This window comes from Mesorhizobium sp. WSM1386, from assembly GCF_055901595.1.
The window spans coordinates 6,080,886-6,095,397 of record NZ_CM148373.1 but is presented as its reverse complement, the minus strand read 5'-3'; the positions used below and the strand labels follow the sequence as shown (position 1 = coordinate 6,095,397).

The window sequence follows — 14,512 nt, the reverse complement described above, 5'->3', positions numbered from 1 at the left end:
GCAAGTAACCGGGATCGCGGCGCAAATCTTATGTCCGACAATCGAAACATTGCCGCTGCGATCGAGGCTTGCTATGACGCCGCCTTCGAGTTTAGGCAGTGGCCCGCAGCGCTTCAAACGCTGGCCCATTCCCTAGGAGCCACGAGTTGCGTCATCCGCACCTGCGATCCAACTCACCCGTTTCGTAGCGATCAGCGATCGCCGACCGCACTAAGACCCGACTCGACGGAGCATGCCGAATTTGCCGCCCTTTGGATCGAAAGAGTCGAAGGTGCTCCCGATCCGCATGAACGTAGACCGCGCAAGAGGTTGGCGAAGCTGACAGACAGCTTCGTTGTTGAGGATGAGATCACCACTCGCGATGAGCGTGAGATTCTCCCTTATTACCAAGAAATCGCGCGACCAGGCGACCGGGAATGGTGGGCTGCAATAGACTTCATGGTGAAGGATCGAAGGTGGATACTCTCGATGTTTCGTGACGCTCATAAGGGACCATTCTACCGGAGCGAAGCCGAGGATTTCTTGGTGATCGTTCCGTCGATGGTTCGCATTATCAGTGCTGCGGAAAAGGTTTGGGAAACGGCGGTCGAACCGAACCTGGCCATTCTGGACCGGATGGGGAGCGCAGCGCTGTTGTTAAATTGCCGGGGCCGCGTCACCCGCTACAACAAACACGCGGAAGCTCTGCTTGGTAGTGGCCTCGTTGTCCATGGCGGTCGACTCCGGGCGGCAGATCGGGCCAGTGATTCACGCTTGCAGAAATTGATTGCAGGCGTGGTCAGCCAATGCAGCGACTTCAGCGACGGGGAGCCCGTCTTGATTGCTCGCGAGGGTTCGCCATGGCTTCTTGCTGAAGCCATTCCGATGACCTCGTTCGTCCATGACCTCTTTAACGGCGGAGACGCGCTCCTCTATTTTACCGACCTTGTGGCCGAACTGCCGCTGCCCAAGCACCTGATAAGACAGGCTTTTCAACTGACAGCAGCCGAAACGCGGCTGGCCTGCAGCCTCGCCGATGGTCAAGGTATCAGCGCGGCAAGCTCTGCCCTGGGGATTGGTCGTGAAACTGCCAGAACCCAGCTCCGTGCAATATTTTCGAAAACAAGCACCGGAAGTCAGGCGGAACTCGCGAAACTCTTGTCCCGATACCAGGGGTCCCCCACGCATTGAATTCGTGGTGTCACCCGTTCGGGTGAAGCCCTAACCGTCCAAGGGTCGCACTCTGCGCTGAATCGGGGTCGTCGGGCATGTTCACAACAACAGGCGCCATTAGGATTGCCCGCCGCCAAGCAGGGACCGGTAATGCTCAGACGGGGCACTATACCAAGAAAGCGACAGCACGTGGCGCGCCGCCCATCCGCAAACGGGGTTGACCATGGGGTATTCCGCAAAAGCATCCTGTTTACTGGCCTGTGTCGTGCCGTTTCTGGACATTGCTTCCGCCCAGACAGCGGATCATCAACGCCCGCACCTCCGATCGAGAATTGGAAGAGACAGGGCTGATCGGAGCTTGCCGATCGTACCGAACGCCAGGAGGTTCAGATGAAACTGCGTGCTTGCCTGCCAAGTGCAGGATGGACCGCGATTGCCTTGATGAGTTTCGGCGCAGGCGCTGCCATTGCTTACGCCGCAGACAGTCCGTTGCAGTCGCAGCTTGCGGCGGCGCCAAGGGTCCCGTTGCCGGGGGAACTCGACATCACACACTGCGTCGCTCTGGCCGCTGCCGGCCAATCATTGGCCCCGGAAGATATGAAGGCCTACGAGGAGGCTCAGCCGCCATTGTGGGATGACCTGGGCTCCCTGAGCTATCCGATCAGCACAAAGAGCGCCGATGCCCAAAAATACTTTGATCAGGGGCTGCGGCTCGCCACCAACTTCAATCACGCGGAGGCGCAACGAGCCTTCCGCAAGGCACAAAGCCTCGACCCGGACTGTGCGATGTGCTTCCTCGGCGAGGCGCTGATCCTAGGGCCGAACATAAACGTGCCGATGGATCCCGTCGCAAATGCACCAGCGATCGTTGCTATTCGAAAGGCGCAGGGTCTTTCATCCGGTGCCACCGAGAAGGAGCGGGGACTGATCGAGGCGGTCGCCAGGCGGTATTCCGAAGATCCCAACGCCGATCGAAACACTCTGAACGCCGCTTTTGCCGATGCAACCGCGGCGCTTTCTGACAAATACCCTGAAGATCTCGATCTCGCTGTGTTGGCCGCTGAGGCCGGCATGGACACGCAGCCTTGGGACTACTGGCAGCCGGGTGGCACGGAACCCAAGGGCCGCACCGCCGACGTCCAGAGGCGGCTGGAAGGCGTTCTCGCAAGGAAGCCTGATCACCCGATGGCGATTCACCTCTACATTCATCTTGTAGAGGCCTCGGATCGTCCGGAGCGCGCCGAGCGCTACGCGGATCGGCTGGCAGCTCTGATGCCGGGGGCCGGACACATCGTGCATATGCCGAGTCATATCTACTACCGCGTCGGCCGCTACACGGATTCGCTGAAGTCCAACGAAGCTGCCTCGAAAGTGGACGAGACCTACCTCGCCGAGACCGGTGCTGTCGGTGTCTATCCGCTCGGCTACTATTCCCACAACGTGCACTTCGTGTTGGTTTCGGCCCAACTCCTCGGTGACTCGAAGACGGTGCTCGCAGAGGCCGATAAGCTGGACAAGTTTCTGACCAACGAAGTAGCGACGGCCATTCCGATCGTGCAGCCGGTGAAGGCAGCTCCGTATTTCGCCTGGGCGCAATATGCCGAGCCGGATGCGATTCTGGCTAAGGCCGAACCGGCCGGTGCGCCGCCCTACATCACGTCGATGTGGCATTATGCGCGCGGCATCGCCCTGGCCGAGAAGAAGGACCCCTCGGGCGCCCGAGCCGAGGCGGATGCCATCCACAAGATTGCTCAGAAAACCGACTGGTCGGTGCACGATGCCTGGGGAATCCCGGCAATGACGGTCCTGCAAGTGGCCGAGGATGTCGTACGCGCCCGCGCTGCGCAGGCCGAGAACGACGTCGGCGGCTCGATAAGCTTCTGGAAGAAGGCGGTCGAAGCGGAGGACACGATCCCCTACATGGAGCCCCCATACTGGTATTATCCCGTGCGGCAATCCCTGGGCGCCGCCCTCCTCAAGAATGGCCAGCCGGCGGACGCGGCGAAGGAGTTCGTGGCGGCTCTCCACCGCGCGCGCAGCAGCGCCTGGGCACTGTTCGGGCTGCAGCAGGCGGCGAAGGCCCAAGGCGATACTGCCGCCGAAACCAAGGCCGCGGACGAACTTTCCAAGGCCTGGAAGGGCGATCCGGGGATGCTGACGCTCGAACGGCTCTGACAAACCTCATCCCGGGCGGGACTCGGCCGCCCGGGCTCCAACCCGATGGAATTCCGCATCTTCCGCTCCACCTGGACATGGCGCAACGCAGGCCCATAATGTTTCTTGAGGCTTGGATTTTTTCTCGGGATATTCCGAGATGACGCACGGATGTGGTCTGCACCAGTCAGGTCTTTCCTTAGGTCGCCAGATGCGAACACACGAAGGTTGGGGCAGTGACGGTACTTTTGGAGACCGCTAGGGTGCGCTGTCGAACGCCGCAATGTGCAACGAATCGCCCGATTGGTCCCGATAGTTGGTGAAACCTCAAAATATTTTTTGTGGCGAATTTCCCTTTAAAATCAAAAGCGCAATTTTTTGACGGCTTTGGCGTCGGACTTATCGTGATTGCGAAAAATATTTGATAGCAATTTCAAGGGGTTATATGCTGTCTGAACAATCGAGTGGGAATGATTCAGGCCCACTCAAACGCCGCCGAAAACACGCCGATATGCGACGTAACTGTCTGATAACAAAAATAAATCCTGTCAGTGACAATCAGCGACAATCGGGTACGCAGAGATTGGCTCTGACGGACCGTTTGACGGACCTCCCACATATTGCCCCACCCGAAATTTTCTGAGTACCGTCACAACCAGTGAGGCTCGTGACGGTACTTTTTTGCCCATTAAGGCATTGAAGAAAAACGCTATTTCCTGATGCGGAGCCTTGGGATTGTACTGACGGTACTTTTCAGGAGGCAATCGGTATGCTGACGGACGCCGCCCTTAAAGCGCTGAAACCAAAAGGTAAAATCTACAAGATTGCTGACCGTGACGGCATGTACGTCCGGGTTATGCCGAGTGGCGCGATCTCTTTTCGGCTGGACTACAGAATGGACGCCGTGAGACGGTCTATCTCGGCAGGTATGGACGCGGCGGAATCTCGCTCGCGTTGGCCCGAGAAAAGTGCCTCGACGCGAAGCGCGCTATTGGCGAGGGACGTTCTCCGGCCATCGAGAAGCAGCGCGAGAAGCGCCGCCTGAAGAGGCTAAGAGTTTTGGCGAGTTCGGAGAGAAGTGGCTCGCCGGCGCGCCGATGACCGTCGGGATCAGCCAGGTCTCGGATGTACATGAACCCATGATCCTCAATTGGGATTGATGTCGGCCGTGCCACCGTTCGCTGCAGCCGCCGCCATCACATCAACGGCTTCACGGCTGTCCAGGGACAGCGCCAGCATTACCTTAGACACGGGAGGTGGAGCGTATTAGCGCGAGAACAATTGCCGAGCAAACTCGGAGCATCACCAACCCCCTGGCGTGACCCTGAACCGGTTGGTTCATCTCGCACGCCAAATACTGCCCAAAGCCGAAGCGCAAAGGGCCGGAAAGCTTAGTCAGAAGAACAAGCGGTTCAGGAGGCCTTCGGTGAGCGAGAGGCTGATAAAACCGGCAAAGGATTTCGAATTATACGGCGAATTCCCGTCGAGGACGGCCAATGGTCCGGCTACTTCATATGGAAGAAGCGACCGCTTAGCCAACCGTAACCGGGCGTTTCGTACGGCTTCGGATCTACCATCCGGTGCGGGATGCTCCTATTCGAGAGCCGCCTTTCCCGAGCAGGTGAACTTCAGACTACGGGCGAACAATGAAACGCCCCCGAAGTAATTCTGGTATATTTCAACAAGCTTTTCAACCTTGTCCACTTCGACCAAGACAGCCGTCCAATCAAATCCCCTCAGTGCGATTTTCGTCTCAAGATCCTTTAATTTCAGTGCGCCCAGCATAATAGTTCGAAAAGATTCGATGGTAACGTTACGATCAGTACTATATTGTATTAGATGGTGTCGAACAGGTCCTATTGATTGTACGATGCTCCCTGAGTGGCTATAAATATTCGCGATGTACTCCAGCATAGTTGTCGCACCTATACGCCTGTTGATATCTCGCAATTCCCGCACTCGGTCATCGTGATCCGGAACACCGACAGGAATGGGACACTGCTCAACCTGTGCGAATTCCGCCGACATGAGCTGGAAAAGGCGTAGCCAATCCTGCTCGCCGTTTCCGTGCTTTAAATCCTGGCGCCGCAATAGCCCGACGGCCTCAACTGCAGTTGCCCATGAGTGCTGAAGTGTGGTCCGAACTTGCAATTCGATGCGTCGTCCCTGGAACGCTTCAGTCTCGGCAGTTCTGGGTCGGTACTGCAGAACAATATGGTGACTTCGATAGCCGTCCGGCTTCGGCTCATCGATATAGTTGAATTCCCGAGAGCGGATCTCATGGGGGAACTTGTCTCGCATCGATGCGAGAAGCAAGCGGACGCTATAGATGTCGGGCATGATCGCTCGGCAGCCGCCGATGTCGTTCATGGTGTCCAGATTGGTGGTGGACTCTCGAAGCTTTCGACAAATGGATGCCAGACGCTTCGGACGCGATGCCATGTCTCCCTTCGATCGCAGGGCTTTCATGTGGTGACCGACAGAGAACCGAACGCTCCGCATCGGCAGAAAGTGCGAGTCGCGCCAGTTATTGGCGATTGAGAAGATCCGCATCGTGTCCACGTATTGGCCGGCGGTGGTGTCTTGTCCGAACTGCATAGGTTTTGCCAGCCGGTCGCCTGCCTTGCGAACGGCTTGCATGCTGTATTTGAGGCGCGGGTACTCAGTCATTGAACCACAAAGTCAAGGTAGGCCGCCTCATTCTGAACTGGGCGGGACGACCGCAAGAGAATCGGATCTCATGGATCGTACCGCTTTGATACCTCGAGTGCGCCCACAGCGGCTGGATCGAAGCCACGAGAACTCGACAGTGCCTCCTTGAGTTGCCTCAGCGGTGACTCACCCGCCCTGGTAACTTGAGCGCATGCAACGTCGCAACCATGCAGTTGCCGTCGCGTACTAACAGCGCCTCTCGAGTGATGTGGCGCACCTTCCTGCCGCCTGTGGTGCCGCACATGTTTTGGGTAGCGGGCGAAGGGCCGGAGGGAACCTCACGCTCGTGACACCAGGCGGATCTGAGCGCTCTTCTTGGGTGTCGCCGCCGGCACCCTCGCCATTGCCGACATGCCGGCCGTCTTCGAGCCGGGCATCTCTACGGCCTCGAACTCGTCGGCCCGGCTTCCTGGAACGGTTGAAACCTATTGCAGGCCCGGATGGGTCATCCTCGGTTGTGGCCTTTCGGTCCTGACACGGAGTTTCACCTTGTGATGAACATCCAGCGAAAGTAGCCACCTTTGCGCTTGCCTTGAAGGCATCCTATTCTGGAGGAATAGCATCCGCTCATGGGCATAGAATGTCGGTACTGCCTTTCTTGAGAATTTACGCTCCGCTAAACGCGGTGCTGGCTGCGCCTGGGCTGCTGGCGGTGGCTGCGCTCACCATGCCGGGCCTATCGGGACGAAGCAGGCTGGCTCTGGCTGCCGTGCTGGCGGTCGTTTGGGGCGCTTATTTCCTGCAGATGGCCGAGACGCTGCTCAAGCGCTGGGCGGGAGACCTTCGGGATAGAACGCCGGCAATCGCCATCGATATGATCGCGGTTTTGGTTCCATTCGCTGCATTTCTGCTCGAAGGCACGCCCGACCGGAGCCTCTACTGTGCAGTCTGGCTGCTCAAACCGCTACGTGACTCGACTTTCTTCCCGGTACTGGGCAGGGTGCTGGCTAATGAAGCGCGCAACCTGATCGGCGTCACTACGCTTTTCGGCGTCGTTCTGTTCGGTGTCGCGCTCGCGGCCTATGTCATCGAGCGCGACATCCAACCTGAAAAATTCGGCAGCATCCCTCAGGCAATGTGGTGGGCGGTGGTCACGCTGTCCACCACAGGTTATGGCGACGCCATTCCGCAAAGTTTCGCCGGCCGCGTCCTTGCTGGGGCGGTCATGATGTGTGGCATCGGCGTCTTTGCGCTGTGGGCCGGCATTCTTGCCTCCGGCTTCTATCAAGAAATCCGTCGCGAGGATTTCGTCCGCAATTGGCAATTGGTCGCCTCCGTGCCGTTGTTTCAGAAGCTCGGCCCGGCAGCGCTGGTCGAGATCGTTCGTGCGTTGAGGCCTCGTAGTTTGCCGGCCGGCGCCGTGATCTGCCGAAGGGGCGAGACCGGGGATCGGATGTTCTTTGTTGTGGAGGGGCGGGTGAGCGTCGTGATGCCGAACCCAGTGGAGCTTGGCCCTGGCGCCTTCTTCGGCGAGATGGCGCTGATGAGCGGCGAACCGCGTACGGCGACCGTCAGCGCCGCAACGGCGGTCTCACTCCTGTCGCTGCACGCGGCGGATTTCCAGATGCTATGCAGCAGTAGCCCGGAAATCGCAGAAATAATCCGCAAGACCGCGCGCGAGCGGCACGGCACGGCACCCACGGCTTGACCGTACCAAGGTGACCGTCAGGAGGAGGGCGCGATGGCAAGGCTGTCCAACGGCTTGTCGAGAATGGCGGGCTGGAAGGGTCGTCATTGAGACGACGGGCCGCGACCACCCGCTCGGGATCGTGTCGCGTTGTGCAAGGTTCTCAACTGAACGACCGCCACCAAATGCGGGGCTAAACATCAGGAGCATGCTCCACGGCCAGACGCGCGGCAGCAACAACATCCGCGAGCGTCCCAGTTAGCAGAGTATCTATCGGCGAGTTCCCGCCAAGCTTGTCCGTCGGCGTCATCAACCATTTCCAGGCAAGCCGATGATCGCCAAACATGGCGATCAAAATAAGATGGCGCCGGAAATCCCGGGTTTCCCCAGCTGCGGCAGTTCTGCGGCAAATCCCAGGCTGGCGTGTCCAGGCCTTGCCATGATTCCGTCGGCCGATTGCCGGATTTGGCTGGAAACAAGCGATTGCGGCGGGCCTGAAGGTTAACGAGAGCTTTCCAAGTGAGGCCAAATCGTGACGTTTCTGCAACACAGGTCGGGGATAGCGGCCGAACTATCCCTGCGCCGGTACGATCGTGGTTGAACGCCGCCGGCTCATGGGTAATGTCGAATTCGAAGGAGCGGCGCGGTGCGCATCTTTTTCGGTAGTGGGGATGGGGCAGGGAACGCTGTCCTTCAGCAAAGAATACCCAGACCCGTTTTTTAACTTTTGACTGGAGGTCAGAAAATGAACATCAAGAGCCTTCTCCTCGGCTCCGCTGCGGCTCTGCTCGCAGTTTCCGGTGCGCGCGCCGCCGACGCCGTCGTCGTCGCCGAGCCGGAACCCGCTGAATACGTCAAGATTTGCGACATCTACGGCGCTGGCTACTTCTACATCCCCGGCACCGAAACCTGCCTGCGCATCGGCGGCTACATCCGTTACGACATCGGCGTCGGCGACGTGGGTTCGTTCGACGGTGCGACAAGCGCCGATCACGAGGTCCCCGGCGACAGCAACGACACCTTCTACAAGCATGCCCGTTTCTCGCTGAAGACCTGGACCGGTCAGGAAACCGAACTCGGCACCTTGAAGACCTATACCGAGACCCGCTTCAACTTCCAGAATAACAACCGTGACTCGGGCAGGTTTGGCACGCTCAATACTGCGGACAACGGAGACACCGTCTCGCTGAACTTCGCCTGGATCCAGCTCGGTGGTCTCCGCGTTGGTAAGGACGAATCGGCCTTCGATACGTTCATCGGCTACGCCGGCAACGTCATCCAGGATACGCTGGTTCCCTATGGCGGTTTCGACACCAACGTCGTGCAGTATTACTTCGACGCTGGCAACGGCTTCTCGGCTGTGGTCTCTCTCGAAGAAGGCTCGGGCACCGACACGATCGACAGCTATGTTCCGCATGTCGTCGGTGGCGTGAAGTGGACGCAGGGCTGGGGCGCGGTTACTGGCGTCATCGCTTACGACAGCAACTATGAAGAAGTCTCCGGCAAGGTCCGTTTGGACGTCAACGTCAACGACGCTCTGTCGCTGTTCGTCATGGGCGGCTACGGCTCCGACGACAACCTCACCGACGGCACTTGGGCGTTCCCGGCTGGCGGTCGCGGCTTCTACAAGCCGTGGAGCGGCAATTGGGCAGTCTGGGGCGGCGGCACCTACAAGTTCAACGAAAAGACCTCGTTCAACCTCCAGGCGTCGTATGACGAAGGCAAGAACATCGGCATCGCCGCGAACGTTGCCTATGACATTGTTCCCGGCCTCACGATCACGGCCGAAGTCGACTACTCGCATCTCGGCGATGACTCTGTGTCGAACTGGACCGGTATTTCTCCTGGCGATGACGACGCAATCGGCGGCATGCTTCGCTTCCAGCGCTCGTTCTAAAAGGCGCTGCCTGATTGAAATCGAAAACCCGGCGGGCAACCGCCGGGTTTTTTCATGTTGTCTGTATGGAACTTCGGACAGCCGATGGCATGGACGCCCGCCTGCTGCCACGCTTGCAGCCGTGGAAGAACAATCCTCGCAGCGAAAGGAAAGAAGGAAGCCAAAACTGCTTGGCAACCGACGCACGAAACGGCGGAGGCTCTGTGGCCGGGATACGCCGGCGGACAGGTGAAGGAACGCGGCGTTAAGCCTGAGGAAACCCTATTAGACTGATCTAGTGGCGGAAAGGATATGCCGGCGGGATTGGATGGCTGCGCGCAGCATCAGGCACTATCGGTCAAACCTCAGCAAGATCGCCCAAGGCTTCGATCAACGGCTGAATCTCGCTTTCGTAATTCTTCCAACGCTTGACGGACGACGTATAGATCGGCTGCCGGACCTGCCAATTGCTGTAGGTATTTACGGAGCCGCCCCTGTCAAAAAAGCGCAGGCAGGCATCGTCCCACGACAATCCGAGATAATCTATGAGCCGGCGTGACTGCTCCTCCTGATTTTCGATCAACATCTCGTAGCGATTTTCGAAAATACGACCCGGGAAAACCTTCTCCCAATGCCGCATCAAGCGATCATACTCCTTGTAGTAAAGCCCCAGCGTCTCAAGATCGGCACTGTAGCTGTGAGCTTTATTGAACTGCAGGACGAAACAGGAGATGCAATTGTCGATGGCGTCTCGACGACAATGAATGATCCGCGCTTTGGGGAAAAGAAGGCCAACCAGGCCAATCAGCTCGAAATTATGAGGCATCTTGTCAATAATTCGCAGTGAGTCGGGAGCCCGCTCGCGCAGATAAGCAAGGTGCTCTTCGGCCAAAGCCCTGGTCAGATTGGGAGTAATCATCGCGATCGATTGGCCGAGGTTCACGTTGGAGCGGTCTGCGACACCGAGTCCATTGGCTGTTCGCCTAAGTTTGCTGAGTTCGCCGGCGCCATGAACATTGGAGTGGCTGGCACAGATCTGCTCTGTCAATGTCGTGCCCGAACGAGGCATGCCAACGACGAATACAGGCGCCTCCGAGGGATTGCCGAACGCGGCTCTTGAAGTCACCAGTTCCGGCGTAAAGGTTGCGATCATGCCATCGACCCAGCGACGGTACGATTGCAGATCGAATGTATGGCCCCCGGCTTGATTCCCCTTCTTGAAGTGATCCATCGCCTCCTTATAGCGACGGAGGTCGTTGAGAAGCTTTCCTGCGGCGTGATGGAGCGCTGCCGCTCCCTCCGGCCCATGGCCCGGGTCTTGAAGCTCCGTCAGGATTGCCCCGAGTTCTGGCGGCTCTTCAGCGAATTTGCGCGTGCGTACAAGCGCATTGTGGGCAGCAGGTACCGCGATGCGCCGTTGTATCGCCTCTTTCAGATGAACCGCGGCTTCGTCCATACGGCCGAGGCTTGCGAGCGCGCGGGGCAACCCCAACCAGGCTACGGGATGATTTCGGTCAATCCTGAGCGCCTTCTCAAAGAGCGGCAGCGCCATCTCCCCCTTGTCAAACGCATTGTAGGCATCGCCCAAGGCGCAAAGCGCCTCCACCAGATCCGGCTTCAACTCAAGGGCGTACTGAAAGTGCTTGATCGCCGGCGTAAATTCGCTGACCTTCAAATAGGTCTCGCCGAGGCTTAGATGGTAATAAGGATTCTGCGGATCCTCTGCCACCGCCCGAGCGAAATATCGCAGTGACTTTTCGTCATCGAAATCGAGCCCGAGCGTTCCCAGGATATACAGGGCCAGCGGATGGTTGGGCGTGCGAGCCAGCACCCTGTGGCACAGTTCCTCAGCCTCGGATAGACGTACGGCCTGCTGCCACTCGAGCGCCTGCCGTAAAAGCAAGTCGTCGGCGTGGCTGCGGTGGGACCGCGCTTTGGATGACGCAGCCTTCGGTGATGCCGACTTCGGCGAGGGTGGGGTCCTGAGGTGCTTTGCCCATGCGGGCGGCAATCGGTTGCTCATCCTGTTTGGCTAGCAAAAGGGGCTTGGAGAATCCAGCCTCGATAGCCGTTTTGCGCAGAGCGCTGGCGTCGCCCCACGATTTCCCCATTCTTCCGGATCGACCCTTATCGGATTCCCGTTTCGCGCTATGCGGTAGTAATCTAGCCCCCTGCGCACTGCCAAGGCGATACGGTGATCACAAGTTTTGGCGCGTCACAATCCATTCGTGGGATGCCATATAAGCGAGCACCTGCAAACCTCGTCGCGATGTCTCGGCCGGGTCACGGCGCTCCGTCGACCGAACTCGTGTACGCCATGACGTCGGCTCGCGCACCACTGTGGAGACAGTGTTGCCGGCGGCGAGGCGCGCACGAACCTTGCCGCTTAGTGGGGATCTCCGACGTCGATTCGTTGACGGGCGCTCTTTCCTATTCCGTTGTGCTAGCCTTTCTTCTGCGACGTGTGTGCGATTGCGCTGCGGCCATTTTTAACACGGGTGTGATGTCCACCGGCGCATTCTCTGCCCCATGTGGGGTCTGTAGCCCCTGCACCTGGACGGTCGGGAATGGGAGTTCGATGCCCTGCTCCTTAAACACCTGGCGGAGGCGTACATAGAATTTGCGTTTCATACCGAAGGCGCCTCCCGGCCTCGTTGTGGCCTTGACCCTCAATACGATGCCGTACTCGCCAAACTCCTGTACGCCCTGCATTTTGATCGGGTCGAGCACCCAGTGTTTGAACTCGGGATCTTCCGCCAATTCGAGGCCGATCCGCTTGATCAGCTTGCGAGCGAAGTCGATATCGGTGTCATAGCCAACGGTGATGTTGAATTTGTCGATAACCCAGTCACGGCTCTGGTTCTGGACGGCCCCGAGTTCCCCAAAAGGTATGGTGAACAGTGGACCACGATGATGACGCAGCTTCACCGAACGCAGCGAAAAGCTCTCCACGGTACCCTTGTAATTGCCCGAGGAAATATATTCGCCGACACGAAACGCATCGTCGAGCAAGAAAAACACGCCCGAAATGATGTCCTTGACGATGGTTTGTGCCCCAAAGCCCACCGCGACGCCGACAACGCCAGCGCCAGCGATCAGCGGGCCGATTTGGATACCCAGCGAGGCGAGCATCATAAGCACCGCCATCACGATGATCGATGCGAGCAGAATGTTCTGAAGGATCGGCAACAGCGTGTGCAGCCGCGCCTGCTGCGGATCGAGCATAGGGACCTCTTCGTCGCTGATCACAGGGTGTGGTGTTTCGATGCCCAGCTTTCGTTCGATCAAGGCTTTGATGATCGACCAGCCGAAATCGGCCGCGAGGGCAATGACCACAACATTAATCAGGCCGCGCAATATGAAGGTCGTCGTATCGCTGTCGCGCATGGATTGCATGTCCAGACCCCAGACACGCGCGAGAAAGTAAGCCGCCGCCAGGATAAAAATCATTCGGATCCCGCGATCGATGACAGCGATCGCCACCGCCGGGATCGTAGGCCGGCCGAGATCTTCCGAACCTGGCCGCAGGACGAAATTAACTCCGCGCTGCGTCATCACGATCGCCAACGGCAGGAAGAATGCGGCGAAGGTGAACCAGAACATTACATAAAGCCCGGCGATGCGCTGCAGGAACAGGACGACCAAATAAGCCGTCAATAGCCATGTCGCTTCCGTGTGAACGCTGTGGCGCGCACCGTCTCGTTGCGTTCTTGGCCGACGCCAGATGGCCAGCAGCAAAAGCAATAGCAGCACGAAATCGGCGCCAAGCGACAGGACCATCATTCCGTCCCGATCGATGCCGAGACCTGGCAAGAGGATGAACGCGGCGGCGAAGAAGGCGAAGACGCCAACGATTCGAGGTAGCCAATAGGACCAATGGTCAGCCACTTCATTGGTGATCGGCAAAGCGCGAACCTCGACCGCGTTCTCGACGTTCATGAAGGAAGGGACCAGCATGGCGATGACGTACATGCGCACACCCCATGTAATGACTGCCGCCATCAGAAATGTCAGTACAATCTCGCGGATAAGCATTGGCCAGTCGAACAGCATGAACGCGCCAGCGCTGCCCAGTGCGAACGAGACGATCAGCATGCTGGAATAAAGTGTGCGACCGCCGATTTTCTTGGCCCGCCCAACGGGCGTACCCTTCGGTTGCGCGATGATCCAGAGACGAAATGGACGGGTCAACTTGTACGTTGCCCAAGTAAGCGCCAGGCCGGCAGCGATGAACATCGCAATCAGCAAGAGTACGCCGGCAGATCCCTTGCTGGACATATCCTCCATCGTCTCTGCCCGAACGCGCGCGAACTGATCTGGCAGCAGGGGCAAAGTTCGCACGATTCTTCCGATATGATGCCTGACCATATCGAGCGTCGAGGATGCCATCGTATTCATCTGGCCTGGTGCGGTCGCTGCGCCGGACGGTGCGTCGGCCGGAGAAGCTCCTGTCTCCGCAGGCGCTCTCGTTGACCCAGCATTTCGCTGTTCGGCCACCCAGGCCTTCACTGACGCATCGTCGAGCAGCTCGAATAGCTGCTTGACCCTTTCAGGCGGGACGGTTGCCGGCGCCTGCGCCTGCGCTGGACCAGCCAATAAGAGGGTGATTCCAAAGATGAGCGGCCTGGAAACCAGGACGAACATCGCGCCAAGGTGTCGGCGAGGTTGTGCCGGGCGCGCCAGGTTCCTGGCTCCCAATCGTCGAGTGATGAGACGCATCATGCTGTTAACCTTCCGGTCAAATCGGCAAGCAACGACGTCTATGCCCGCCATTGCTCCTACGTTGAAGAGCCGATGTTGTGATACAAGACTCCATCGTTCAAGCTAGACCATTGCGTAGGGTCTGGTCGCGCAAATCAGTGATGTGATCCGCAATTCAAAGACGCTGGGCGTCACCGGACTTCTGGTAGAGCAGAACGTTCGCCGCGTTGAGCATCTACCCATCGTGGCAGCCAAAAGCGTGACCGTGTGCGTCTATTCCCTCCAGCGCG

Annotated in this window: 8 protein-coding genes and 1 pseudogene; 5 read left to right on the top strand and 4 right to left on the bottom strand. The window is 58.4% G+C overall.

Features of this window, described 5'->3' with window-relative positions:
* The first annotated feature begins 30 nt into the window (after positions 1-30).
* From AC0NIH_RS29755 to AC0NIH_RS29745, 3 genes and pseudogenes are all read left to right on the top strand, one after another.
* Positions 31-1,170, top strand: coding sequence for a helix-turn-helix transcriptional regulator (locus AC0NIH_RS29755; RefSeq protein ID WP_473468424.1), 1,140 nt, complete (start codon positions 31-33; stop codon positions 1,168-1,170).
* A 372-nt stretch (positions 1,171-1,542) separates the two neighbouring features.
* The gene (locus AC0NIH_RS29750; protein ID WP_473468426.1) at positions 1,543-3,327 is read left to right on the top strand and encodes a tetratricopeptide repeat protein; all 1,785 of its coding nucleotides are present in this window, start codon (positions 1,543-1,545) and stop codon (positions 3,325-3,327) included.
* A 748-nt stretch (positions 3,328-4,075) separates the two neighbouring features.
* Positions 4,076-4,407: pseudogene (locus AC0NIH_RS29745) on the top strand (Arm DNA-binding domain-containing protein).
* 492 nt (positions 4,408-4,899) lie between these two features.
* On the opposite strand, the gene AC0NIH_RS29740 reads toward AC0NIH_RS29745, so the two are convergent.
* Positions 4,900-5,976: a RelA/SpoT domain-containing protein gene (locus tag AC0NIH_RS29740; protein ID WP_473468427.1), complete on the bottom strand. Its 1,077-nt coding sequence runs from the start codon at positions 5,974-5,976 to the stop codon at positions 4,900-4,902.
* Positions 5,977-6,598: 622 nt separating this feature from the next.
* On the opposite strand from AC0NIH_RS29740, the gene AC0NIH_RS29735 reads away from it, so the two are divergent.
* Positions 6,599-7,666: a cyclic nucleotide-gated potassium channel gene (locus tag AC0NIH_RS29735; RefSeq protein ID WP_023776679.1), complete on the top strand. Its 1,068-nt coding sequence runs from the start codon at positions 6,599-6,601 to the stop codon at positions 7,664-7,666.
* A 172-nt stretch (positions 7,667-7,838) separates the two neighbouring features.
* On the opposite strand, the gene AC0NIH_RS29730 is transcribed toward AC0NIH_RS29735, so the two are convergent.
* Positions 7,839-7,955, bottom strand: a complete 117-nt coding sequence (locus AC0NIH_RS29730; RefSeq protein ID WP_474025275.1) for a hypothetical protein — start codon at positions 7,953-7,955, stop codon at positions 7,839-7,841.
* Positions 7,956-8,390: 435 nt separating this feature from the next.
* Here AC0NIH_RS29730 and AC0NIH_RS29725 point away from each other — a divergent pair, with 435 nt between their 5' ends.
* A complete protein-coding gene (locus AC0NIH_RS29725; protein WP_473468429.1) occupies positions 8,391-9,542 on the top strand; it encodes a porin in 1,152 nt (383 codons plus the stop codon).
* 337 nt (positions 9,543-9,879) lie between these two features.
* Here the strand turns inward: AC0NIH_RS29725 and AC0NIH_RS29720 are convergent, their stop codons facing one another.
* Both AC0NIH_RS29720 and AC0NIH_RS29715 read right to left on the bottom strand, forming a co-directional pair.
* A complete protein-coding gene (locus AC0NIH_RS29720) occupies positions 9,880-11,544 on the bottom strand; it encodes a tetratricopeptide repeat-containing sulfotransferase family protein (protein WP_473468432.1) in 1,665 nt (554 codons plus the stop codon).
* A 407-nt stretch (positions 11,545-11,951) separates the two neighbouring features.
* A complete protein-coding gene (locus tag AC0NIH_RS29715; RefSeq protein WP_473468433.1) occupies positions 11,952-14,243 on the bottom strand; it encodes a mechanosensitive ion channel family protein in 2,292 nt (763 codons plus the stop codon).
* Between the last annotated feature and the right edge of the window lie 269 nt (positions 14,244-14,512).